This window comes from Enterobacter sp. BIDMC 27 (genome assembly GCF_000534415.1).
Lineage (GTDB): Bacteria > Pseudomonadota > Gammaproteobacteria > Enterobacterales > Enterobacteriaceae > Enterobacter > Enterobacter hormaechei_C.
Genome location: NZ_KI973178.1, coordinates 4,298,357 through 4,321,065, shown reverse-complemented (window position 1 = coordinate 4,321,065; position 22,709 = coordinate 4,298,357). Strand labels below are relative to the sequence as shown.

Below are 22,709 nucleotides of genomic sequence, written 5' to 3'. Positions count from 1 at the left end.
CGACCACTTCGCTTTCCCCTATGCTACTCCAGTTTCACTCAGAAGGTTGCCCTGACATGTCTCAACTCAAAGCGCAGTTGCGCCGCGATGGTTTTACGTTTAAACAGTTTTTTGTGGCGCACGATCGTTGTGCGATGAAAGTCGGTACAGACGGTATTTTACTGGGTGCATGGGCGCCTGTCGCAGGTGTAAAACGCATTCTGGATATTGGTACGGGCAGCGGACTTCAGGCGCTGATGCTGGCGCAGCGAACGGAAGAACACGTCACGATCGACGCCGTTGAGCTTGATCCTCAGGCGTCCCGGCAGGCAAGTGAAAACGCTGCCGACTCTCCGTGGGCAGATCGCATCAGGGTAGAATGCGCCGATGTCCTGACCTGGGCGTCGGAGCAAACCGCGCGTTACGATTTGATTGTCAGCAATCCGCCGTATTTCACGCCAGGCGTGGAATGTGGAACGCCAGAACGCGAGCAGGCACGTTACACCGGCTCGCTCGATCACAAGGCGCTACTGACCAGTGCGGCGGAGCTCATCTCGGAAGAGGGATTTTTCTGCGTGGTCTTGCCTGAAAGCACGGGTAATACCTTCATTGAGATCGCACGGGGGATCGGCTGGAATCTGCGTCTTCGTACCGATATTTCGGATACGGAAGGACGCTTACCGCACCGCGTGTTGCTGGCGCTCTCGCCGAAAGAGGGGGAATGCTTTATCGACAGGTTGGTCATTCGTGGGCCAGACCAGCGTTATTCCGAAGATTACACTGCCCTGACCCAGGCCTTTTATCTGTTTATGTGAACCTGCGGCGTCAACACCGACGGGCCGGACATTTCAAGCGGTTCGGGATAGTCCAGCGTATAATGCAGGCCACGGCTCTCTTTGCGCATCATCGCACAGCGCACAATCAGCTCGGCAACCTGCACAAGGTTGCGCAGCTCCAGCAGATTATTAGAAACGCGGAAGTTGGCGTAATATTCATCAATTTCCTGCTGCAACATCATGATGCGGCGTAACGCGCGTTCCAGACGCTTCGTTGTGCGTACAATCCCGACATAATCCCACATGAAAAGCCGCAGCTCGTGCCAGTTATGCTGGATAACCACCAGTTCGTCCGGGTTTTCTACCCGACTTTCATCCCATGCCGGCAAGTGTGTTGTCGGACGTGCATAGGGCATGCGTTTGGTAATATCTTCCGCAGCCGACCACCCGTACACCAGACACTCCAGCAGCGAGTTTGAGGCCATGCGATTCGCACCATGCAGGCCGGTGTAGCTGACCTCGCCGATCGCATACAAACCATCCACGTCGGTACGACCATGATCGTCAACCATCACCCCGCCACAGGTATAGTGTGCGGCAGGTACAATCGGCACCGGATCGCGGGTTAAATCAATACCCAGACTCAGCAGCTTTTCATAAATCATCGGGAAGTGCTGGCGAATAAAGTCTTCCGGTTTATGGCTAATGTCCAGATACATACAGTCGACGCCAAGCCGCTTCATCTCGTGGTCAATGGCGCGGGCCACGATATCCCGCGGGGCAAGTTCACCTCGGGGGTCGAAGTCCGGCATAAACCGGGAACCGTCCGGACGCTTCAGATACGCGCCTTCGCCGCGCAACGCTTCAGTTAACAGGAAGTTACGTGCCTGCGGGTGGAAAAGGGCGGTAGGATGGAACTGATTAAACTCCATATTCGCCACGCGGCAGCCTGCGCGCCAGGCCATGGCGATACCGTCTCCGGAGGCGATATCCGGGTTTGTCGTGTACTGGTAAACCTTGGAGGCGCCGCCAGTCGCCAGCACAACGGCTTTTGCCTGGCAGGTTTCCACCTTCTCTTTATTCCGATTCCACACCCATGCGCCGACAACACGGCGCGTGCCGGGCAGGCCAATCTTATCGGAAATAATCAGGTCGACGGCATTGCTGCGCTCCAGCACCCGAATATTAGGATGGCTGAGGGCTTTGCTGACCAGCGTGGTTTCAACCGCTTTTCCGGTTGCATCAGCAGCGTGCAGAATACGGCGGTGGCTGTGCCCGCCTTCACGGGTCAGGTGATAGCTCTCTTCACCATTAGGCTGAACATGCGTATCAAACAGCACGCCCTGATCGATAAGCCATTGCACGCAGTGGCGGGCATTGCTGGCGACAAACTCTGCCGCATGCTCATCCACGATCCCGGCGCCGGCAATCAGGGTGTCTTCTACGTGCGAGGCTATACTATCCGTTTCATCAAACACGGCGGCAATACCGCCTTGTGCATAGAAGGTGGAACCTTCGCTCATCGGCCCTTTACTCAGCACGATTACGTTCTGATGTTCCGCCAGGCGCAGTGCGAGGGATAGGCCGGCAGCACCGCTGCCGATGATCAGTACATCACAATGAAGTTCAGGCGTCGTGTTCATGATGTTTGTTTAATTTACTAAACATGGTGTGGGGAGAATAGCATTGTGATGCGAGATATCGCACGTTTTTTTTGTTGTGTGTTGCAATGACTAAACGGAAGGCCAGAAGTTAAATTTGCGCTAAATGGCCGGAAATATTTTGCGAAGCAGATCGTTAGCTTCAGATTTTGTGGTGAAATAAAGCCTGTGTTGCGTTACTCTTCTGACGATAAAGTTGATGATTCTTGTCAGAAAGCGGGTGCGTATCGTGAACAGACTTATAATGAGAGAAAATGAACGGTCTGCGGCGCGATGAACAAAAACAAAGGCGTTACGGAACTTATTGAAGAACAGACACTCTAATTCGGTGCTTGCTCAAAGTGCAATGTTGTTAGAGTGGCGTTTCGATAACGCGTGGAATTTGGTTTGGGGAGACATTACCTCGGATGAGCGAGCAGTTAACGGACCAGGTCCTGGTTGAACGGGTCCAGAAGGGAGATCAGAAAGCTTTTAACCTACTGGTGGTGCGCTACCAGCATAAGGTAGCGAGTCTGGTTTCCCGCTATGTACCGTCAGGCGATGTTCCTGATGTGGTGCAAGAGTCTTTTATTAAGGCCTATCGCGCGCTGGATTCATTCCGGGGGGATAGTGCTTTTTATACCTGGCTGTATCGTATTGCAGTCAATACGGCTAAGAATTATTTGGTTGCTCAGGGCCGTCGTCCGCCTTCAAGTGACGTTGACGCTATCGACGCAGAAAACTTCGAAAGTGGCGGCGCGCTGAAAGAAATTTCGAACCCTGAGAACTTAATGTTGTCAGAAGAACTGAGACAAATCGTTTTTCGCACGATCGAGTCGCTCCCGGAAGATTTACGCATGGCAATTACGTTACGGGAGCTGGATGGCCTAAGCTATGAAGAGATAGCCGCCATCATGGATTGTCCGGTCGGCACGGTTCGTTCACGAATTTTCCGTGCGCGAGAAGCCATTGATAATAAAGTTCAACCGCTTATCAGGCGTTGACGATAGCGGGATACTGGAAAAGGTATTAGGCATGCAGAAAGAAAAACTTTCCGCTTTAATGGATGGTGAAACGCTGGATAATGAGCTGCTCGATGAGTTGTCTCATTCTCCCGAAATGCAACAGACCTGGGAGAGCTATCATCTTATCCGCGACTCTCTGCGCGGTGATACCAGCGAGGTTCTCCATTTCGATATCTCAGCACGCGTTATGGCGGCCATTGAGAACGAACCTGTTCATCAGACCACGCCGCTGATTCCTGAAGCGCAGCCTGCACCTCACCAATGGCAGAAAATGCCGTTCTGGCACAAGGTGCGTCCATGGGCCAGCCAGCTCACCCAAATGGGGGTCGCTGCGTGCGTATCGCTTGCAGTTATCGTTGGGGTCCAGCACTATAATACTCAGTCTGAAGCCAATCAGCAGCCTGAAGCGCCAGTGTTCAATACGCTGCCGATGATGGGTAAAGCCAGCCCGGTTAGCCTGGGCGTACCGGCAGATGCCTCCGCAAGCGGCGGACAGCAACAGCAGGTACAGGAGCAGCGCCGTCGCATTAATGCGATGTTGCAGGATTACGAGTTGCAGCGCCGTCTGCACTCCGAGCAGCTTCAGTTTGAGCAGGCCCAAACCCAGCAGGCTGCTGTGCAGGTGCCAGGAAACCAAACTTTAGGAACGCAATCGCAGTAATGAAGCAACTTTGGTTCGCCATGTCTTTGATGGCGGGTAGCCTGTTCTTCTCTGCTAACGCCTCGGCTGATGTTTCATCCGGGGCGTTGTTGCAGCAAATGAATCTGGCCAGCCAGTCACTCAATTACGAGTTGGCATTTATCAGCATCAATAAGCAGGGTGTCGAATCGTTACGCTATCGCCACGCCCGCCTTGATAACCAGCCGCTCGCCCAGCTTTTACAGATGGATGGCCCGCGTCGGGAAGTGGTCCAGCGTGGGAACGAAATCAGCTATTTCGAGCCTGGCCTTGAGCCGTTTACGCTCAATGGTGACTACATCGTTGACTCCCTGCCGTCGCTCATTTACACCGATTTTAAACGTCTCGCCCCCTACTATGATTTTATCTCGGTGGGGCGAACGCGTATTGCCGACAGGCTGTGCGAAGTGATCCGCGTTGTCGCGCGGGATGGGACACGTTACAGCTATATCGTCTGGATTGACGCAGAGACGAAGCTGCCGATGCGCGTTGATCTGCTCGATCGCGACGGTGAGACGCTGGAGCAGTTCCGCGTGATCTCCTTCGATGTGAACAGTCAGGTTGGCAACAGCATGCAGAATCTGGCCAAAGCCAGCCTGCCTCCTTTGCTTTCCGTGCCTGCCGGCGATTCTGTCAATTTTAACTGGGTACCATCCTGGATCCCGCAAGGGTTCAGCGAAGTTTCCAGCAGCCGTCGCCAGCTCCCAACCATCGAAACACCGGTTGAGTCGCGACTCTATTCCGATGGGCTGTTTAGCTTCTCGGTGAATATCAATCGCGCTACGGCGAACAGTTCCGAACAGATGCTCCGTACCGGTCGCCGGACGGTCAGCACGACGGTGCGCGATAATGCGGAAATTACCATTGTCGGTGAATTACCGCCGCCAACGGCAAAACGTATTTCAGACAGCATTAAATTCAGGGCTGCGCAATGATTAAAGAGTGGGCCACGGTCGTATCCTGGCAGGATGGCGTAGCGCTTGTCAGCTGTGACGTTAAAGCATCATGCAGCAGCTGCGCTTCGCGAGCCGGTTGCGGCAGCCGCGTGTTGAATAAGCTGGGGCCGCAAACGTCGCACACTATTGCTGTGCCGAGCGATCAGCCGCTGGTGGCAGGGCAAAAAGTGGAGCTGGGCATCGCTGAAGGTAGCCTGCTCACTTCCGCCATGCTGGTTTACCTTTCTCCGCTGGCAGGTCTGTTCGTGATGGGCGGGGTTTTCCAGATGCTGTTCGGCACAGATTTGGCCGCCATGTGCGGGGCCGCTTTGGGCGGCGTGGGCGGGTTCTGGCTTGCTAAAGGCGTTTCCCCAAGGCTTGCCGCCCGGGAAGCGTGGCAGCCCGTTATCCTCAGCGTTGCACTGGCACCCGACCAACTTCGTGTTGAGACGCTCTCTTCTGAGGCCCGGTAATCTGCCGGGCTTTATTATTATTTACATCGCAATAAAGAAAACGCCGTCTCTTCGCGCTATACCTGGCTCTAAGTGCATTTCCAGCTGACGAGGATGTAGTGTAGAATGCTGCGTTTTCGCACTGAAAAACGTCAGGCTAAGAACAGCGGCCTCCAGGAATTCGTAAGGCATAATTATTTAACTATATGAAGAACATACGTAACTTTTCGATCATTGCTCACATTGACCACGGTAAGTCGACGCTGTCTGACCGTATTATCCAGATTTGCGGTGGCCTGTCTGATCGTGAAATGGCAGCCCAGGTTCTGGACTCCATGGACCTGGAACGCGAACGCGGTATTACCATCAAAGCGCAGAGCGTGACGCTCGACTATAAAGCTTCCGATGGTGAAACCTATCAGCTGAACTTTATCGACACCCCAGGGCACGTTGACTTCTCTTATGAAGTGTCACGCTCGCTGGCGGCCTGCGAAGGCGCGCTGCTGGTGGTGGATGCCGGGCAGGGCGTAGAGGCCCAGACGCTGGCAAACTGCTACACCGCCATGGAAATGGATCTTGAAGTGGTGCCGGTTCTGAATAAAATCGACCTGCCAGCCGCCGATCCTGAGCGCGTAGCGGAAGAGATTGAAGACATCGTCGGTATTGATGCGACCGATGCAGTGCGCTGCTCGGCGAAAACCGGTGTCGGTGTTCCGGACGTACTGGAACGTCTGGTGCGTGATATTCCGCCGCCGGAAGGCGACCCTGATGCGCCGCTACAGGCGCTGATCATCGACTCCTGGTTTGATAACTACCTCGGCGTTGTCTCGCTGGTGCGTATTAAAAACGGCACCATGCGTAAAGGCGACAAAATCAAGGTCATGAGCACCGGCCAGGTCTACAACGCTGACCGTCTGGGCATCTTCACGCCCAAACAGGTTGACCGTACCGAACTGAAATGCGGCGAAGTGGGTTGGCTGGTCTGTGCAATTAAAGACATCCTCGGCGCGCCAGTAGGCGATACCCTGACCGGCGCACGTAACCCGGCAGATAAAGCGCTGCCAGGCTTCAAAAAGGTGAAACCGCAGGTTTATGCGGGTCTGTTCCCGGTCAGCTCTGACGATTACGAAAACTTCCGCGATGCGCTCGGAAAGCTGAGCCTCAACGATGCCTCCCTGTTCTACGAGCCAGAAAGCTCAACGGCGCTGGGCTTTGGCTTCCGCTGTGGCTTCCTCGGTCTGCTGCACATGGAGATCATTCAGGAACGTCTGGAGCGTGAATACGATCTGGATCTGATCACCACCGCCCCGACGGTTGTCTACGAAGTAGAAACCACCTCGAAAGAGGTGATCTACGTCGACAGCCCGTCCAAGCTCCCACCGCTGAATAATATTCAGGAACTGCGCGAGCCTATCGCAGAGTGTCACATGCTGCTGCCGCAGGAGTTCCTCGGTAACGTGATCACCCTGTGTATTGAGAAGCGTGGCGTGCAGACCAACATGGTTTACCACGGTAACCAGGTGGCGCTGACCTATGAAATTCCGATGGCAGAAGTGGTGCTCGACTTCTTCGACCGTCTGAAGTCTACCTCCCGTGGCTATGCGTCGCTGGACTACAACTTCAAACGCTTCCAGGCCTCGAACATGGTTCGTGTGGACGTGCTGATCAACGGCGAGCGTGTGGATGCGCTGGCGCTGATCACCCACAACGATAACGCACCGTACCGTGGTCGTGAGCTGGTTGAGAAGATGAAAGATCTGATCCCGCGTCAGCAGTTTGACATTGCGATTCAGGCGGCCATTGGTAACCACATCATTGCCCGTTCAACCGTGAAGCAGCTGCGTAAAAACGTTCTGGCTAAGTGCTACGGCGGCGACGTCAGCCGTAAGAAAAAGCTGTTGCAGAAGCAGAAAGAAGGTAAGAAGCGTATGAAGCAGGTCGGTAACGTTGAGCTGCCGCAGGAAGCATTCCTTGCCATCCTTCATGTTGGTAAAGACGGTAACGGTAAATAACCTTAAGGAGTTGGCATGGCGAACATGTTTGCCCTGATCCTGGTCATCGCTACCCTGGTGACAGGTCTGTTGTGGTGCCTCGATAAGTTTATCTTCGCCCCAAAACGCCGTGAACGTCAGGCTGCCGCGCAGGCAGCCACGGGCGATGCGCTGGACGCGAAAACCCTGAAAAAAGTCGGCCCAAAACCGGGCTGGCTGGAAACAGGGGCATCGGTATTCCCGGTGCTGGCGATTGTGCTGGTGGTGCGTTCATTTATCTATGAACCGTTCCAGATCCCGTCAGGATCGATGATGCCAACGCTGCTGATCGGTGATTTCATTCTGGTTGAGAAGTTTGCCTATGGCATCAAAGATCCGATCTATCAGAAAACGCTGATCGAAACGGGTCATCCGAAACGTGGCGACATCGTGGTGTTTAAATATCCGGAAGATCCGCGGCTGGATTATATTAAACGCGCGGTAGGTCTGCCGGGCGATAAAGTGACCTACGATCCGGTGGCAAAAGAGGTGACCATTCAGCCAGGCTGTAGCTCTGGCACCGCATGTGAAAATGCGCTGCCAGTCACTTACTCCAACGTTGAGCCAGCTGATTTTGTGCAGACCTTCGCCCGCCGTAACGGCGGTGAAGCGACCAGCGGATTCTTCCAGGTGCCAAAAGGTGAAACCAAAGAGAATGGCATTCGTCTGGTTGAACGCAAAGAGACGCTGGGCGATGTTACTCACCGCATTCTGACCGTGCCCATCGCACAGGATCAGCTGGCAATGTACTACCAGCAGCCAGGCCAACAACTGGCGACCTGGATTGTGCCGCCGGGACACTACTTCATGATGGGTGACAACCGCGATAACTCTGCGGACAGCCGTTACTGGGGCTTTGTGCCGGAAGCGAATCTGGTCGGTAAAGCAACCGCTATCTGGATGAGTTTTGAGAAGCAGGAAGGCGAGTGGCCGACCGGCGTTCGCCTGAATCGTATTGGCGGAATTCATTAATTTTCGCCAAAAATAACACGTAGCGGCTTTTATTCGCCGCTACGTGAATTATTTCAGCGATAAATCTCTTTGAACTAACGACATCCCCTGTCGTTGTGTATAGAATATTCCCCCGAAGTTTAAGGTTGGCCCTGCAAGGGTGCCACGGCACACGAAACCGCGTTGGTTTTCTCAGGTCGGTTTCGTGTGCTGCATTTTTGACGCATTCATTTATTGGTATCGCATGAACCCCATCGTAATTAATCGGCTTCAACGGAAGCTGGGCTACACTTTTCATCATCAGGAGTTGTTGCAACAGGCATTAACCCATCGCAGTGCCAGCAGCAAACATAATGAGCGTCTCGAGTTTTTAGGCGACTCTATTTTAAGTTTTGTGATTGCAAATGCGCTTTATCATCGTTTTCCGCGTGTGGACGAAGGTGATATGAGCCGCATGCGCGCCACGCTGGTGCGCGGCAATACCCTCGCTGAAATCGCACGCGAGTTTGAGCTGGGTGAATGCCTGCGTCTGGGGCCAGGTGAGCTGAAAAGTGGTGGTTTCCGTCGTGAATCCATCCTTGCCGATACGGTCGAGGCATTGATCGGTGGCGTGTTCCTGGACAGCGATATCCAGACCGTAGAAAAGCTGATCCTTAACTGGTATCAGACCCGCCTGGACGAAATCAGCCCGGGCGATAAACAAAAAGATCCTAAAACGCGTCTGCAAGAATATTTGCAGGGTCGTCATCTGCCGCTGCCATCCTATCTGGTGGTGCAGGTGCGTGGCGAAGCCCACGATCAGGAATTTACCATCCATTGCCAGGTCAGTGGCCTGAGTGAACCGGTGGTCGGCACGGGTTCAAGCCGTCGTAAGGCTGAACAGGCTGCCGCCGAACAGGCGTTAAAAATGCTGGAGCTGGAATGAGCATCGACAAAACCTATTGCGGATTTATTGCCATCGTCGGACGTCCGAACGTTGGCAAATCCACCCTGCTGAATAATCTGCTTGGGCAGAAGATTTCTATCACCTCGCGTAAGGCGCAGACCACGCGTCACCGCATCGTCGGTATCCATACTGAAGGCGCGTATCAGGCGATCTACGTCGATACACCGGGCCTGCACATGGAAGAGAAGCGCGCCATCAACCGTCTGATGAACAAGGCGGCGAGCAGCTCCATTGGCGACGTAGAGCTGGTGATTTTCGTTGTGGAAGGCACCCGCTGGACGCCGGACGACGAAATGGTCCTGAACAAGCTGCGCGACGGCAAAACGCCGGTGATCCTCGCAGTCAATAAAGTGGACAACGTGCAGGAAAAAGCCGATCTGCTGCCGCACCTGCAATGGCTGGGCAGCCAGATGAACTTCCTGGACATCGTCCCGCTGTCTGCGGAAACGGGTCTGAACGTTGATACCATCGCGGGTATCGTGCGCAAGCATCTGCCGGAAGCGACTCATCACTTCCCGGAAGACTACATCACCGATCGCTCTCAGCGTTTTATGGCGTCTGAAATCATCCGTGAGAAGCTGATGCGTTTCCTGGGCGCTGAACTGCCGTACTCTGTGACGGTGGAGATCGAGCGTTTCCAGAGCAACGAGCGTGGCGGCTACGATATTAACGGTCTGATCCTCGTTGAGCGTGAAGGGCAGAAGAAGATGGTGATCGGCAATAAAGGCGCCAAGATCAAAACTATCGGAATCGAAGCCCGTAAAGACATGCAGGACATGTTTGAAGCACCGGTTCACCTGGAACTGTGGGTGAAAGTGAAATCTGGCTGGGCCGATGATGAGCGTGCGCTGCGCAGCCTCGGTTACGGCGAAGATCAGTAACCTAAGACGACGAGCATATGGATGGATGGCAGCGCGCCTTTGTCCTGCATAGTCGTCCCTGGAGCGAAACCAGCCTGATGCTGGACGTCTTCACGGAAGAGTCCGGTCGCGTGCGCCTTGTTGCCAAAGGCGCACGTTCCAGACGTTCTAATCTGAAAGGTGCCTTGCAGCCTTTCACCCCGCTGCTGGTCCGCTTTGGCGGGCGAGGGGAAGTCAAAACCCTGCGCAGTGCTGAAGCCGTCTCCCTGGCGCTTCCTCTTTCTGGTATCACGCTCTACAGCGGTTTGTATGTTAACGAACTCATCTCACGGGTTCTTGAACATGAGACCCGCTTCTCTGAACTTTTCTTTGATTACCTGCACTGTATTCAGGCACTTGCTGGCGCAACCGGCACCCCTGAGCCTGTGCTGCGTCGTTTCGAACTGGCGCTGCTCGGACACCTTGGTTACGGCGTTGATTTTCTGCACTGTGCGGGAAGCGGAGACGAGGTAGAAGACACCATGACCTATCGCTATCGTGAGGAAAAGGGCTTTATTGCCAGTGTCGTCGTCGATAACAGCACCTTTACCGGGCGCCAGCTCAGAGCACTGTATGAACGCGAGTTCCCGGACGCCGACACTCTGCGTGCGGCAAAACGCTTTACCCGAATTGCGCTCAAGCCGTATCTTGGGGGCAAACCTTTAAAAAGCCGCGAATTATTCAGGCAGTTTATGCCGAAACGCTAATGTTTTACCCCTCACCCCAGCCCTCTCCCGGAGGGAGAGGGAGAAGGTAAATGAACAAAAATACCGAGGATTGTCATGGCTGAATTACTGTTAGGCGTCAATATCGATCACATCGCCACGTTACGTAATGCACGCGGTACCGCGTATCCCGATCCGGTTCAGGCGGCGTTTATCGCTGAGCAGGCTGGCGCCGACGGCATTACCGTTCACCTGCGTGAAGATCGTCGCCACATCACCGACCGGGACGTGCGCATCCTGCGTCAGACGCTGGACACCCGCATGAATCTGGAGATGGCGGTCACCGAAGAGATGCTGGCGATTGCCTGCGAGACCAAACCGCATTTCTGCTGCCTGGTGCCGGAAAAGCGTCAGGAAGTGACCACCGAAGGCGGTCTGGATGTGGCCGGGCAGCTCGACAAAATGCGCGATGCCTGCAAACGCCTGGCGGATGCCGGTATCCTGGTTTCTCTGTTTATCGACGCCGATTTCACCCAAATTAAAGCCGCTGCCGACGTGGGTGCGCCGTATATTGAAATTCACACCGGCTGCTATGCCGATGCCGAAAACGATGCAGCGCAGGCGAAAGAGCTGGAGCGAATCGCCAAAGCGGCAACCTACGCCGCGAGCCTGGGACTGAAGGTTAACGCCGGTCACGGCCTGACCTATCACAACGTAAAAGCCATCGCTGCCCTGCCGGAAATGCACGAGCTGAACATCGGCCACGCCATCATTGGCCGCGCGGTGATGAGCGGTCTGAAAGAAGCGGTTTCCGAGATGAAGCGCCTGATGCTGGAAGCGCGTCAGTAATGGCTATTCTGGGCTTAGGCACCGACATCGTTGAAATAGCCCGCATTGAAGCGGTGATCGCCCGGAGCGGCGATCGCCTCGCAAGACGCGTGCTGAGCGATAACGAATGGGCTATCTGGGAGACGCATCAACAGCCGGTGCGCTTTCTGGCAAAGCGTTTCGCGGTAAAAGAGGCGGCGGCGAAAGCGTTCGGCACGGGCATTCGTAACGGCCTGGCGTTTAACCAGTTTGAAGTGTTTAACGATGAGCTGGGTAAGCCACGTCTGCGTTTATGGGGCGAGGCGCTTAAGCTGGCGGAAAAGCTGGGCGTGGCGCACATGCACGTAACGCTTGCCGATGAACGCCACTACGCCTGTGCGACGGTGATTATCGAAAGTTAAATTTTGTCCGCATGGTGCATCAGGACAAACTTATCCCACAGCTGTTCTTCGTTCTCGACGTGTGCCGGATCTTTTAAGATCGTATTGGGAATGGGGCACACCTTCTGGCAGGTCGGCGTCTCATAGTGGCCGATGCATTCGGTGCAGCGGTCGCTGTTAATCTCATAAATGCTGTCGCCCATCGAAATCGCCTCGTTCGGGCATTCGGGTTCGCACATATCGCAGTTGATGCATTTTTTGGTGATTAACAGCGCCATCAGGAAATTCTCAGAAACATCACAAACAGGGCGGGCATTATACGCTCATTCGTTGTTCAGACCAGTTTTTTTACCAGCTCTTCGCTGTGACGAATACGCTCTGGCGCACGCTCCAGATCCTGCTGAACCAGCGCCATAAACAGCAGGTCCGTCAGCATCATCTGCGCACTCGTCGACGAAATCGCCGCACTGCGAGTGGCCTGTTCCTCGGCAATGGTATACAGACAGCGGGTGGCCCGTTGCTGGAGCGCATTCGGGCTGAAGCCAGTAATCGCCAGAATTTTTCCTCCTACGCGCAGGGCTTCGTCGGTAGCCATATTAATTTCACGACGCTCGCCGGAATAGGAGATGGCCAGCAGTAAATCGTCAGGATCCATGGCCTGCACGGTCGCCAGCAGCGCGTGCATATCCTGTTCAACGATGGCGTTATAGCCGATTTTTGTCAGCTTCCAGCCAAAGTTACGCGCAACCAGTCCGGAGGCGCCGATCCCGGTCAACACAATACGCCGCGCGTCGCGAAGCATGGCTACGCTTTCCAGCAGCTTCTCTTCCGTGTTCACATCCAGCGAGGCATGCATTGCCGCCACGTTCTCTTTGATCAGCTTTTCGCCGACCAGACGCATCGGATCGTCGCCGCGGATCTGGTTATGCACCGGCATTGACTGCGGATTAGGGTTGCTTACCAGTGCTTCACTGATCGCCAGTTTTAGCGCCGGAAAGCCTTTATAGCCTATCTTTTGGGCAAATTTCACCACGCTCGACTGGCTCACCCCGGCTTCGCCTGCCAGCTGCTGGGAGCTGAGGTGTCGCGCGCGATCGGGCTGGGAAAGCAAATAATCCGCCAGCTTTTTGTCACTCTGGGCAAACCCTGCGTAGCGCTGGCGAATACGAATTAAACAGTTCATACGGTCTCCTGGCGAAAATGTGATTACCCGCGCAAATACGAATTTTGCTCGCCTGAATGAATTTTATATTCCATTATAGTGCGTTTATTATGAATTAAAAATTCCAGAGGTAAATAACATGAATCTAGGCTCTCTTGTTTCTGAAACGCGTAACCCGCAAACCATGGATCTTGATGCACTGTCCACGCTGGAGCTGGTAAACCGCTTTAATCAACAGGATACCCTCGTCGCGCTGGCAGTCAAAGAGACATTGCCCGAGGTGGCGAAAGCCGTAGACGCCGCTGCCGACGCTCTGAAAGCAGGAGGACGCATTATTTACATGGGGGCGGGTACCAGTGGGCGCCTCGGTGTGCTGGATGCCTCAGAATGTCCGCCGACCTTTGGCGTTCCGCACGGTCTGGTCGTTGGCCTGATTGCCGGTGGCCCCGGCGCGCTGCTGAAAGCGGTGGAAGGGGCAGAAGACAATAAACAGCTTGGGGAAGACGATCTCAGGGCGCTGAACCTGACCGCGCAGGATCTGGTCGTCGGGCTGGCGGCTTCTGGTCGTACGCCGTACGTCATTGGTGGGCTGGAATACGCCAGACAGACGGGATGTACCACGGTGGCCATCTCCTGTAACCCGGGTTCGCCGATTGCACAGGTGGCCGCCATTGCCATCTCTCCGGTCGTCGGGCCGGAAGCGCTCACCGGCTCCACGCGCCTGAAATCGGGAACCGCGCAGAAGCTGGTGCTCAATATGATCTCCACCGGCGCGATGGTGAAATTTGGCAAGGTCTACCAAAACCTGATGGTGGATATGCAGGCCACCAACGTCAAGCTGGTGGACAGAGCCTGCCGCATGGTGATGGAGGCGACAGGGGCAGGTCGGGAAGAGGCGGAAGCGGTACTCAAACAGACCGATTACGACGTTAAACCCGCCATTCTGATGATATTAACCGGGCTGGATGCAGCCGCGGCCAGAGCCAGGCTCGAAGCCCATCACGGGTTTTTACGGGCGGCATTAGAACACCAATAAGAGGCGTGTATGGACAAAACAGCAGCGCTCGCCAGCGACATCCTGCTTGGGATCGGTGGGGAAAAAAATATTCAGCGTCTGGAAAACTGCATGACGCGTGTACGCGTCGAGGTGCACAACGACGAAAAGCTTGATTTAACGCGCCTGAAGCAGCTCCCCGGCGTGAGCGGGTACGTTAAACAGGGGCAACAGCACCAGCTGATTGTCGGTCCGGGCAAAGCGGCGCAGGTGGTTGATGCCATGCGCGCCCTGATGACGGGCGGTGAAACGGCTCCCACCTTTGACGACGCGGAACGCACCAAAGCGCAGGCGAAAGCCAAATACAAAGCCCCCATGAGCGATGCGCTGCGCCAGCTGGCAAACGTCTTTATTCCTCTGATCCCGGCGTTTATCGCGTCGGGGCTGATCACCGGGATTATCAATATCCTCAAGCGTCCGGATATTGTCGGGAATTTTGCCACCCAGTATCCGAACCTGCTGGGTATTCTGGCGATTTTCGGCAGCGCGGTGTTTGCCATCATGAACATTCTGGTGGGGGTGAACACGGCCAAAGTGTTCGGCGGCTCGCTGGCGATGGGCGGCGTAATGGCGGGTATCCTCTCCAGCCCGCAGCTGGCGCAGATTACGCTGTTTGGCGAGGCGCTTCAGCCTGGCCGCGGTGGGGTGATTGCCGTGCTGCTGGTGGTCATTCTGATGTGCTGGATCGAGAAAAAGCTGCGCGCGGTGCTGCCCGGCTCGATTGAACTGATCCTCAACCCGCTGCTGACCACATTGATTACCGGGAGCGTGGCGATTGTGGCGCTGCAACCGTTAGGCGGCGTGATCTCTGAAGCCATCGCTCACGGCGCGTCTCTGGCGATCGATCGCGGCGGGCTGCTGGTGGGGGCCGTGCTGTCCGGGACCTTCCTGCCGTTAGTCCTGACCGGTCTGCATCAGGGGCTGGTGCCGATCCACGTCGAACTGGTACAGGCGCACGGCTATAACGCACTGCTGCCGATCCTGTCGATGGCGGGTGTTGGGCAGGTCGGCGCGGCCATCGCGGTGCTGATGAAAACCCGCAACGCGCGTCTGAAAAAGGTCATAAAAGGGGCGCTGCCGGTCGGGTTACTCGGTATCGGCGAGCCGCTGATTTTCGGCGTGACCTTGCCGCTGGGTAAGCCGTTCCTGGCCGCCTGTCTCGGTGGCGCGGTGGGCGGGGCGTTAATCAGCTACTGGAAAGTGGCGACCGTCATTACCTTCGGGATCTCCGGTTTACCGCTGGCATTAACCATCGTGACCGGAAAAGTCATGCTCTATCTGTTAGGCTATCTGGTAGCGGTGATCGCCGGGTTCCTGTTTACCTGGCTGTTAGGATTCAACGACCCAGAGGAGTAAGGTTTGGCCAGTCACGAGCGTCGCGTTGTCTTTTTTGATCTGGATGGAACGCTGCATCAGCAGGATATGTTCGGCACCTTTATGCGCTACCTGCTGCGGCGCCAGCCCCTTAACGCGTTGCTGGTATTACCCCTGTTACCCGTTATTGGCATCGCGCTGCTGGTGAAAGGCCGAGCAGCGCGCTGGCCGATGAGCCTGCTGCTCTGGGGATGCACGTTTGGTCATAGCGAAGCGCGCCTTAAGCAGCTCGAACAGGATTTTGCGCACTGGTTTCGCGGGCACGTCGCCGCGTTTCCCGTGGTACAGGCGCGCCTGACCAGCTATCTCGACGCCAACGATGCTGATATCTGGCTGATTACCGGCTCCCCGCAGACGCTGGTGGAGAAGGTCTATTTTGATACGCCCTGGCTGCCGCGCGTGAATCTTATTGCGACACAGATCGCGCGCGGCTACGGCGGCTGGGTGCTGACTATGCGCTGCCTCGGACATGAAAAAGTGATACAGCTGGAGAAACGTATCGGTACGCCGCTGCGTCTGTACAGCGGCTACAGCGATAGCAAGCAGGACAACCCGCTGCTCTATTTTTGCCAGCATCGCTGGCGCGTTACTCCCCTCGGTGAACTTCAGCAACTCGAATAGTCTTATCTATAAGGGCTGTGTATAATGCCGCCCGCTTTTCGACTGGAGTATCAACCCTTGTCCAACCCTGAACACAATCATGAATACTGGATGCGTCACGCGCTGGCGCTGGCTCAACGCGCCTGGGACGAGGGCGAAGTGCCCGTGGGCGCGGTGCTGGTTCATAACAACCAGGTGATTGGGGAAGGGTGGAACCGTCCGATTGGCCGTCACGATCCTACCGCGCATGCTGAAATTATGGCGCTGCGTCAGGGCGGACTGGTGCTGCAAAACTATCGTCTGCTTGATACCACCCTGTATGTCACCCTTGAGCCGTGCGTAATGTGCTCCGGGGCGATGGTGCACAGCCGAATCGGTACGCTGGTGTTTGGCGCGCGGGATGAAAAGACGGGCGCTGCTGGTTCACTGATGGACGTACTTGGGCATCCGGGGATGAACCACCAGGTGAAAACTATCGGCGGGGTACTTGCACCAGAATGTTCGGGTCTGTTAAGTGACTTTTTTCGAATGCGTCGGCAGCAGAAAAAGCAACAAAAGGCAGAATTGAAACCGCAGGATGATTAAGCTCGTCCGGTGCGACCACCGGATAGCTTTCAGCCAGCTGTTGCGCCTCGGCCGCCTCTTTTTCTTTCTCCAGCAGATATCCCACCAGGCTTATCTGGTACTTACGAATATTTTCCACGTAGGCATACGCTTCATGCCCGCGCGCATAGCCGTACGTCAGCTTCTGGTACCACTGTTTCTGGCTAAGCAGCGGCAGGCGCTGTTTTACATCTGACCAGCTGTCCGGGTTACCTTTGGTTTTCGCCGTCAGCGCCCGCGCGTCGAGCATGTGCGCATAACCCATGTTATAGGCGGCCAGCGCAAACCAGATACGCTCCCCTTCCGGGACCGTCTCCGGCACTTTCGCCATCATATCCTGTAAATACTGCGCGCCGCCGCTGATGCTCTGTTCCGCATCGGTCCGGTCGCTGATGCCGAGGCTCTGGGCGGTATTTTTGGTCAGCATCATCAACCCGCGCACGCCCGTGGGGGAGGTGGCCTGAGCATCCCAGTGCGATTCCTGGTAGGAAATCGCCGCCAGCAGCTTCCAGTCAATCTCCTGGGCGTACTTCTCAAACAGCGGTTGCAGATCCGGCAGCACGCTGTCCACCGCGCGCAGGAAGGTGCGGGTGTCAACGTAATCAAAATCGTCTCCGTGACCGAGATATTTCTCTTCCAGGCGCGCCAGGGTGCCGTCTTCATTGATGGAATTAAAGAAATCGAGCATAGCCGCAGAGACGGTTTGATCGTCGTCCAGCTGGGTAAACCAGGTCACCGGCTGTTCGTCGGTCACATCCAGCGCCACGGCAATTTCAGGATGAACGCGCTGGAAAAGGCTGATCGCCACCGAATCAGCAATGGTATAGGCCAGCTTTTTATCTTTTACCTGCTCCAGTAATTCGGTCGTGCCGAGTTTAGGATCGACCGTCCAGCTGAGGTTCGGGTATTTTTTCTCTTTCAACGCCCGCAGATCGTCAATCACCACATGGCCTGGCGCAATGGTCAATTGCTGGTCGGTGATGTCGGCCAGTGAGCGCGGGCGCAGGCTACCCACACGATAAACCACCTGCTGCGACACGGAGTAATAGGTCGGGCCCGGCTGATAGTTTTTGCTGCGTTCGCTGTTGTACACCAGACCTGCGGCGAGAATATCGGCACGGTCATGGTCCAAATCATCAAACAGCTGGTTGATGTTCTGCCGCACGGTAACTTTCAGCTTCACGCCCAGATAGTCCGCAAACAGCTGTGCCAGTTCGTAATCAAGACCGATAGTTTTACCGTTGATATCGTCGTAAATAAGCGGGGAGGAGAGGGTACTGACGCGCAACTCCCCCCGCTCCTGAATGGCGGCGATACGGTTTTCGGCCTTGCCGAACCAGGGGATAGACGGCCAGAGGGCCACTGCCAGCAGCAACGTAACAATGCCGATGAGCAGATAATTAATCTTTAATTTTTTCAATTAGTTAATTCTCTGCGACGCCGGTTGCCTCAGTGTGCTGTAGTCATGTTAAGAATAGAGTTTGCCATTGATTGAGCGGCATTTTGCGCAAAGTAGCGCCAGTTGGCAACCAATTAGAGAGACAGGTCACATCTATTGTTAAACATAAAGGATGATTTTATTTCGACGCAAACGGTTTCGTCGGCGCTCAGGATTCTCTATAATGACGCCCGTTTTCCCCCCTTGCGCACACTGTAAGCGCCCCGGCGCTTCGAAGACGAGAGACTTATGATGGAAATTCTGCGTGGTTCGCCTGCACTGTCTGCCTTCCGTATTAACAAACTGCTGGCACGTTTTCAGGCGGCCGACCTTCCGGTAAGCAATATTTACGCTGAGTATGTCCATTTTGCTGACCTGAACGCCCCCCTGAATGCAGAGGAGCGCGTACAGCTGGAACGCCTGCTTAAATATGGCCCAAGCCTGAGCAGCCATACGCCGACCGGCAAATTAATCCTCGCCACGCCACGCCCTGGCACCATCTCCCCCTGGTCTTCCAAAGCCACCGACATCGCTCACAACTGCGGCCTGAGCCAGATTAACCGTCTGGAGCGCGGTGTGGCGTACTATGTGGAAGCGTCAACCCTGAGCGACGCGCAGTGGCAGGTGGTTGCCGCAGAGCTGCACGACCGCATGATGGAGAGCGTGTTTGATTCTCTGGATGATGCGCAGAAACTGTTCTCCCACCATCAGCCTGCGCCGGTACAGAGCGTGGATCTGCTGGGGCAGGGGCGTCAGGCGCTGATCGACGCAAACCTGCGTCTTGGTCTGGCGCTCGCAGAAGATGAAATCGACTACCTTCAGGATGCATTCGTTAAGCTGAATCGCAACCCGAACGACATCGAACTGTATATGTTCGCGCAGGCCAACTCCGAGCACTGCCGCCACAAGATTTTCAACGCCGACTGGATTATCGACGGCGAACAGCAGCCGAAGTCGCTGTTCAAAATGATCAAAAACACCATGGAGCAAACCCCTGACCACGTGCTGTCTGCCTATAAAGACAACGCCGCGGTGATGGAAGGTTCCGAGGTGGGCCGCTTCTTCGCCGACCGCGAAGCAGGGCGCTATGACTTCCATCAGGAGCCTGCGCATATCCTGATGAAAGTGGAAACCCACAACCACCCGACGGCGATTTCTCCGTGGCCGGGTGCAGCGACCGGCTCCGGCGGTGAGATCCGTGACGAAGGTGCGACCGGTCGCGGCGCGAAACCCAAAGCGGGTCTGGTCGGTTTCTCCGTTTCCAACCTGCGTATCCCGGGTTTTGAACAGCCGTGGGAAGAAGATTTCGGCAAGCCAGAGCGCATTGTCACCGCGCTGGATATCATGACCGAAGGCCCGCTGGGCGGCGCGGCGTTCAACAACGAATTTGGTCGTCCGGCGCTGAACGGTTACTTCCGTACCTACGAAGAGAAAGTGGACAGCCACAACGGCGAAGAGCTGCGCGGCTACCACAAACCGATCATGCTGGCGGGCGGGATTGGCAACATTCGCGCCGATCACGTGCAGAAAGGCGAGATCGTCGTCGGCGCGAAGCTGATCGTGCTCGGCGGCCCGGCAATGAACATCGGTCTGGGCGGCGGGGCAGCCTCGTCTATGGCTTCCGGCCAGTCTGATGCGGATCTCGACTTCGCGTCCGTGCAGCGCGACAACCCGGAAATGGAGCGCCGTTGTCAGGAAGTGATCGACCGCTGCTGGCAGCTCGGCGACGCCAACCCGATTCTGTTCATCCACGACGTGGGCGCGGGCGGACTCTCTAACGCTATGCCTGAGCTGGTGAGCGACGGCGGTCGCGGCGGACGCTTCAACCTGCGCGATATCCTGAGCGATGAGCCGGGCATGAGCCCGCTGGAAATCTGGTGTAACGAATCCCAGGAGCGCTACGTGCTGGCGGTTGCCGCCGATCAGCTGCCGCTGTTTGACGAGCTGTGCCGCCGCGAGCGCGCGCCGTATGCGGTCATCGGTGAAGCGACCGAAGAGCAGCACCTTTCCTTAAGCGACACCCACTTTGACAACCAGCCGATCGATCTGCCGCTGGACGTGCTGCTCGGCAAAACGCCGAAGATGACCCGCGACGTGCAGACTCGCAAAGCGGCGGGCAAAGCGCTGGATCGCCAGGGCATCACCGTGGCAGAAGCGGTTAACCGCGTGCTGCACCTGCCTGCCGTGGCAGAGAAAACCTTCCTGGTGACCATCGGCGACCGTACCGTGACCGGTATGGTGTCGCGCGATCAGATGGTCGGCCCGTGGCAGATCCCGGTCGCTAACTGCGCCGTGACCACCGCGAGCCTCGACAGCTACTACGGCGAAGCGATGGCGCTGGGCGAACGCACGCCAGTGGCGCTGCTGGACTTCGCCGCTTCTGCCCGTCTGGCGGTCGGTGAAGCGCTGACCAACATCGCCGCGACGCAGATTGGCGATATCAAACGCATCAAACTTTCCGCGAACTGGATGGCCGCTGCCGGTCACCCGGGCGAAGATGCCGGCCTGTACGAAGCGGTGAAAGCGGTGGGTGAAGAGCTGTGTCCTGCGCTCGGCCTGACCATTCCGGTGGGTAAAGACTCCATGTCGATGAAAACCCGCTGGCAGGAAGGTAACGAGCAGCGCGAGATGACCTCTCCGCTGTCGCTGGTGATCACCGCGTTTGCGCGCGTGGAAGACGTGCGTCATACCGTTACGCCGCAGCTTTCCACTGAAGATAACGCCCTGCTGTTGATTGACCTCGGCAAAGGCCATAACGCACTGGGCGCCACCTCGCTGGCGCAGGTTTACCGCCAGCTCGGCGATAAGCCAGCCGACGTGCGCGACGTCGCCCAGCTGAAAGGCTTCTACGACGCAATTCAGGCGCTGGTGGCGCAGCGTAAGCTGCTGGCCTACCACGACCGTTCCGATGGTGGCCTGCTGGTGACGCTGGCAGAGATGGCCTTCACCGGTCACTGCGGCGTTGAAGCAAACATTGCCACGCTTGGCGAAGACCGCCTGGCGGCGCTGTTTAACGAAGAGCTTGGCGCGGTCATTCAGGTACGCGCCGCAGATCGCGACGCGGTGGAAGCGATTCTGGCGCAGCACGGTCTGGCAGACTGCGTACACTATCTCGGTAAAGCGGTGCAGGGCGACCGCTTCGTGATTGAAGCCGACGGCCACGCGGTGTTCAGCGAAAGCCGCACCACGCTGCGTATGTGGTGGGCGGAAACCACCTGGCAGATGCAGCGCCTGCGTGACAATCCGGAATGCGCCGATCAGGAACACAACGCGAAGGCGAACGACAACGATCCTGGCCTGAACGTGAAGCTCAGCTTCGACATTAACGAAGACATTGCCGCGCCGTACATTGCGACCGGTGCGCGTCCGAAAGTAGCCGTGCTGCGCGAGCAGGGTGTTAACTCCCACGTTGAGATGGCGGCGGCCTTCCACCGGGCGGGCTTTGACGCCATCGACGTCCACATGAGCGACCTGCTGGCCGGGCGTACCGGGCTCGATGATTTCCAGGCGCTGGTCGCCTGCGGGGGGTTCTCCTACGGTGACGTGCTGGGCGCGGGCGAAGGCTGGGCGAAGTCTATTCTGTTCAACAGCCGCGTGCGTGACGAGTTCGAAACCTTCTTCCACCGTCCGCAGACGCTGGCGCTGGGCGTGTGTAACGGCTGTCAGATGATGTCTAACCTGCGCGAGCTGATCCCGGGCAGCGAAGCCTGGCCGCGCTTTGTGCGTAACCAGTCTGACCGCTTCGAAGCGCGCTTCAGCCTGGTAGAAGTGACCCAAAGCCCGTCTCTGCTGTTGCAGGGAATGGTCGGTTCACAGATGCCAATCGCGGTTTCGCACGGTGAAGGTCAGGTTGAAGTGCGTGATGCGGCGCACCTGGCTCAGCTTGAAAGCAAAGGACTGGTAGCGCTGCGCTTTGTTGATAACTTCGGCAAGGTCACCGAAACCTATCCGGCTAACCCGAACGGTTCGGCAAATGGCATTACCGCCGTCACCAGCGAAAGCGGTCGGGTGACGATCATGATGCCGCACCCGGAACGTGTCTTCCGTACCGTTAGCAACTCCTGGCACCCGGAAAACTGGGGCGAGGACAGCCCGTGGATGCGCATTTTCCGCAACGCGCGTAAACAACTGGGTTAAGTTTCAACGCCATGACTGTAGGCCCGGTAAGCGCGAGCGCCACCGGGCTTTTTTGTACCTGTCGCAAAATCGCGACAATCCTCTGGGTTAAGTGTCTCCAATAAGAGACACTTAACTTATTGATTTATATATGTCAGGACGGGTTCCCGTTAAGGT

Annotated in this window: 21 protein-coding genes; 17 read left to right on the top strand and 4 right to left on the bottom strand. The window is 56.2% G+C overall.

From position 1 onward, the window contains the following. The first annotated feature begins 56 nt into the window (after nucleotides 1-56). Entirely contained in the window at nucleotides 57-794 is a 738-nt protein-coding gene (locus L463_RS02585) for a tRNA(1)(Val) (adenine(37)-N(6))-methyltransferase TrmN (RefSeq protein ID WP_017383553.1), read from the top strand. Here the strand turns inward: L463_RS02585 and nadB are convergent. Continuing rightward, on the bottom strand, nucleotides 779-2,398 hold the full coding sequence (nadB, locus tag L463_RS02590; protein ID WP_017692868.1) for an L-aspartate oxidase: 1,620 nt from the start codon (nucleotides 2,396-2,398) through the stop codon (nucleotides 779-781). The two genes, L463_RS02585 and nadB, sit on opposite strands and share 16 nt — an antisense overlap. 425 nt (nucleotides 2,399-2,823) lie before the next feature. Here nadB and rpoE point away from each other — a divergent pair, with 425 nt between their 5' ends. From rpoE to acpS, 11 genes are all read left to right on the top strand, one after another. After that, nucleotides 2,824-3,399, top strand: a complete 576-nt coding sequence (gene rpoE, locus L463_RS02595; protein WP_006176728.1) for an RNA polymerase sigma factor RpoE — start codon at nucleotides 2,824-2,826, stop codon at nucleotides 3,397-3,399. Between the two features lie 31 nt (nucleotides 3,400-3,430). Then, nucleotides 3,431-4,081, top strand: coding sequence for an anti-sigma-E factor RseA (gene rseA, locus L463_RS02600; protein ID WP_015572138.1), 651 nt, complete (start codon nucleotides 3,431-3,433; stop codon nucleotides 4,079-4,081). Then, on the top strand, nucleotides 4,081-5,034 hold the full coding sequence (gene rseB / locus L463_RS02605) for a sigma-E factor regulatory protein RseB (RefSeq protein ID WP_003860717.1): 954 nt from the start codon (nucleotides 4,081-4,083) through the stop codon (nucleotides 5,032-5,034). Before rseA ends, rseB begins: the two co-directional genes overlap by 1 nt. Beyond that, nucleotides 5,031-5,507 carry a SoxR-reducing system protein RseC gene (gene rseC, locus L463_RS02610; protein WP_006811609.1) on the top strand — a complete coding sequence of 159 codons (477 nt, stop codon included), beginning with the start codon at nucleotides 5,031-5,033 and terminating at the stop codon, nucleotides 5,505-5,507. The genes rseB and rseC overlap by 4 nt, the downstream gene beginning before the upstream one ends. A 185-nt stretch (nucleotides 5,508-5,692) precedes the next feature. Then, nucleotides 5,693-7,498, top strand: coding sequence for a translation elongation factor 4 (gene lepA / locus L463_RS02615; RefSeq protein ID WP_003860714.1), 1,806 nt, complete (start codon nucleotides 5,693-5,695; stop codon nucleotides 7,496-7,498). Between the two features lie 15 nt (nucleotides 7,499-7,513). Next, nucleotides 7,514-8,488 (top strand): signal peptidase I, encoded by a 975-nt coding sequence (gene lepB, locus L463_RS02620; RefSeq protein WP_006811565.1) that lies wholly within the window; start codon nucleotides 7,514-7,516, stop codon nucleotides 8,486-8,488. 223 nt (nucleotides 8,489-8,711) lie between these two features. Beyond that, nucleotides 8,712-9,392, top strand: coding sequence for a ribonuclease III (gene rnc / locus L463_RS02625; protein WP_003860711.1), 681 nt, complete (start codon nucleotides 8,712-8,714; stop codon nucleotides 9,390-9,392). Continuing rightward, nucleotides 9,389-10,294, top strand: coding sequence for a GTPase Era (era, locus tag L463_RS02630; RefSeq protein ID WP_003860709.1), 906 nt, complete (start codon nucleotides 9,389-9,391; stop codon nucleotides 10,292-10,294). Before rnc ends, era begins: the two co-directional genes overlap by 4 nt. Before the next feature lie 17 nt (nucleotides 10,295-10,311). Next, nucleotides 10,312-11,019 carry a DNA repair protein RecO gene (recO, locus tag L463_RS02635; protein ID WP_015572142.1) on the top strand — a complete coding sequence of 236 codons (708 nt, stop codon included), beginning with the start codon at nucleotides 10,312-10,314 and terminating at the stop codon, nucleotides 11,017-11,019. Between the two features lie 75 nt (nucleotides 11,020-11,094). After that, nucleotides 11,095-11,826, top strand: a complete 732-nt coding sequence (gene pdxJ, locus L463_RS02640) for a pyridoxine 5'-phosphate synthase (protein ID WP_015572143.1) — start codon at nucleotides 11,095-11,097, stop codon at nucleotides 11,824-11,826. Continuing rightward, entirely contained in the window at nucleotides 11,826-12,206 is a 381-nt protein-coding gene (acpS, locus tag L463_RS02645) for a holo-ACP synthase (protein ID WP_023295169.1), read from the top strand. Before pdxJ ends, acpS begins: the two co-directional genes overlap by 1 nt. Here acpS and L463_RS02650 read toward each other — a convergent pair. Both L463_RS02650 and L463_RS02655 read right to left on the bottom strand, forming a co-directional pair. Further along, a complete protein-coding gene (locus tag L463_RS02650; RefSeq protein WP_003860704.1) occupies nucleotides 12,203-12,463 on the bottom strand; it encodes a YfhL family 4Fe-4S dicluster ferredoxin in 261 nt (86 codons plus the stop codon). The genes acpS and L463_RS02650 overlap by 4 nt on opposite strands. 56 nt (nucleotides 12,464-12,519) lie before the next feature. Next, nucleotides 12,520-13,368 carry a MurR/RpiR family transcriptional regulator gene (locus L463_RS02655; protein ID WP_023295168.1) on the bottom strand — a complete coding sequence of 283 codons (849 nt, stop codon included), beginning with the start codon at nucleotides 13,366-13,368 and terminating at the stop codon, nucleotides 12,520-12,522. 118 nt (nucleotides 13,369-13,486) lie between these two features. On the opposite strand from L463_RS02655, the gene murQ reads away from it, so the two are divergent. The 4 genes from murQ to tadA are packed head-to-tail and all read left to right on the top strand — an operon-like array spanning nucleotide 13,487 to nucleotide 16,960. After that, on the top strand, nucleotides 13,487-14,383 hold the full coding sequence (gene murQ, locus L463_RS02660) for an N-acetylmuramic acid 6-phosphate etherase (RefSeq protein ID WP_023295167.1): 897 nt from the start codon (nucleotides 13,487-13,489) through the stop codon (nucleotides 14,381-14,383). Nucleotides 14,384-14,392: 9 nt separating this feature from the next. Continuing rightward, nucleotides 14,393-15,757: a PTS transporter subunit EIIC gene (locus tag L463_RS02665; protein ID WP_023295166.1), complete on the top strand. Its 1,365-nt coding sequence runs from the start codon at nucleotides 14,393-14,395 to the stop codon at nucleotides 15,755-15,757. A gap of 3 nt (nucleotides 15,758-15,760) precedes the next feature. Further along, nucleotides 15,761-16,396: a phosphatidylglycerophosphatase C gene (gene yfhb / locus L463_RS02670; RefSeq protein ID WP_032104804.1), complete on the top strand. Its 636-nt coding sequence runs from the start codon at nucleotides 15,761-15,763 to the stop codon at nucleotides 16,394-16,396. Between the two features lie 24 nt (nucleotides 16,397-16,420). Beyond that, the gene (tadA, locus tag L463_RS02675; RefSeq protein WP_023295164.1) at nucleotides 16,421-16,960 is read left to right on the top strand and encodes a tRNA adenosine(34) deaminase TadA; all 540 of its coding nucleotides are present in this window, start codon (nucleotides 16,421-16,423) and stop codon (nucleotides 16,958-16,960) included. Here tadA and mltF read toward each other — a convergent pair. After that, the gene (gene mltF, locus L463_RS02680; RefSeq protein WP_017692908.1) at nucleotides 16,848-18,398 is read right to left on the bottom strand and encodes a membrane-bound lytic murein transglycosylase MltF; all 1,551 of its coding nucleotides are present in this window, start codon (nucleotides 18,396-18,398) and stop codon (nucleotides 16,848-16,850) included. The two genes, tadA and mltF, sit on opposite strands and share 113 nt — an antisense overlap. 267 nt (nucleotides 18,399-18,665) lie before the next feature. On the opposite strand from mltF, the gene purL reads away from it, so the two are divergent. Further along, complete coding sequence (gene purL, locus L463_RS02685; RefSeq protein ID WP_032673277.1) at nucleotides 18,666-22,553, top strand: phosphoribosylformylglycinamidine synthase; 3,888 nt, start codon at nucleotides 18,666-18,668, stop codon at nucleotides 22,551-22,553. Nucleotides 22,554-22,709 lie beyond the last annotated feature (156 nt).

Excerpts from the sequence above, each read along its gene's own strand:
- L463_RS02585 (WP_017383553.1), top strand. The coding sequence starts at position 57 with ATGTCTCAACTCAAAGCGCAGTTGCGCCGCGATGGTTTTACGTTTAAA.
- nadB (WP_017692868.1), bottom strand. The coding sequence starts at position 2,398 with ATGAACACGACGCCTGAACTTCATTGTGATGTACTGATCATCGGCAGC.
- rpoE (WP_006176728.1), top strand. The coding sequence starts at position 2,824 with ATGAGCGAGCAGTTAACGGACCAGGTCCTGGTTGAACGGGTCCAGAAG.
- rseA (WP_015572138.1), top strand. The coding sequence starts at position 3,431 with ATGCAGAAAGAAAAACTTTCCGCTTTAATGGATGGTGAAACGCTGGAT.
- rseB (WP_003860717.1), top strand. The coding sequence starts at position 4,081 with ATGAAGCAACTTTGGTTCGCCATGTCTTTGATGGCGGGTAGCCTGTTC.
- rseC (WP_006811609.1), top strand. The coding sequence starts at position 5,031 with ATGATTAAAGAGTGGGCCACGGTCGTATCCTGGCAGGATGGCGTAGCG.
- lepA (WP_003860714.1), top strand. The coding sequence starts at position 5,693 with ATGAAGAACATACGTAACTTTTCGATCATTGCTCACATTGACCACGGT.
- lepB (WP_006811565.1), top strand. The coding sequence starts at position 7,514 with ATGGCGAACATGTTTGCCCTGATCCTGGTCATCGCTACCCTGGTGACA.
- rnc (WP_003860711.1), top strand. The coding sequence starts at position 8,712 with ATGAACCCCATCGTAATTAATCGGCTTCAACGGAAGCTGGGCTACACT.
- era (WP_003860709.1), top strand. The coding sequence starts at position 9,389 with ATGAGCATCGACAAAACCTATTGCGGATTTATTGCCATCGTCGGACGT.
- recO (WP_015572142.1), top strand. The coding sequence starts at position 10,312 with ATGGATGGATGGCAGCGCGCCTTTGTCCTGCATAGTCGTCCCTGGAGC.
- pdxJ (WP_015572143.1), top strand. The coding sequence starts at position 11,095 with ATGGCTGAATTACTGTTAGGCGTCAATATCGATCACATCGCCACGTTA.
- acpS (WP_023295169.1), top strand. The coding sequence starts at position 11,826 with ATGGCTATTCTGGGCTTAGGCACCGACATCGTTGAAATAGCCCGCATT.
- L463_RS02650 (WP_003860704.1), bottom strand. The coding sequence starts at position 12,463 with ATGGCGCTGTTAATCACCAAAAAATGCATCAACTGCGATATGTGCGAA.
- L463_RS02655 (WP_023295168.1), bottom strand. The coding sequence starts at position 13,368 with ATGAACTGTTTAATTCGTATTCGCCAGCGCTACGCAGGGTTTGCCCAG.
- murQ (WP_023295167.1), top strand. The coding sequence starts at position 13,487 with ATGAATCTAGGCTCTCTTGTTTCTGAAACGCGTAACCCGCAAACCATG.
- L463_RS02665 (WP_023295166.1), top strand. The coding sequence starts at position 14,393 with ATGGACAAAACAGCAGCGCTCGCCAGCGACATCCTGCTTGGGATCGGT.
- tadA (WP_023295164.1), top strand. The coding sequence starts at position 16,421 with ATGCCGCCCGCTTTTCGACTGGAGTATCAACCCTTGTCCAACCCTGAA.
- purL (WP_032673277.1), top strand. The coding sequence starts at position 18,666 with ATGATGGAAATTCTGCGTGGTTCGCCTGCACTGTCTGCCTTCCGTATT.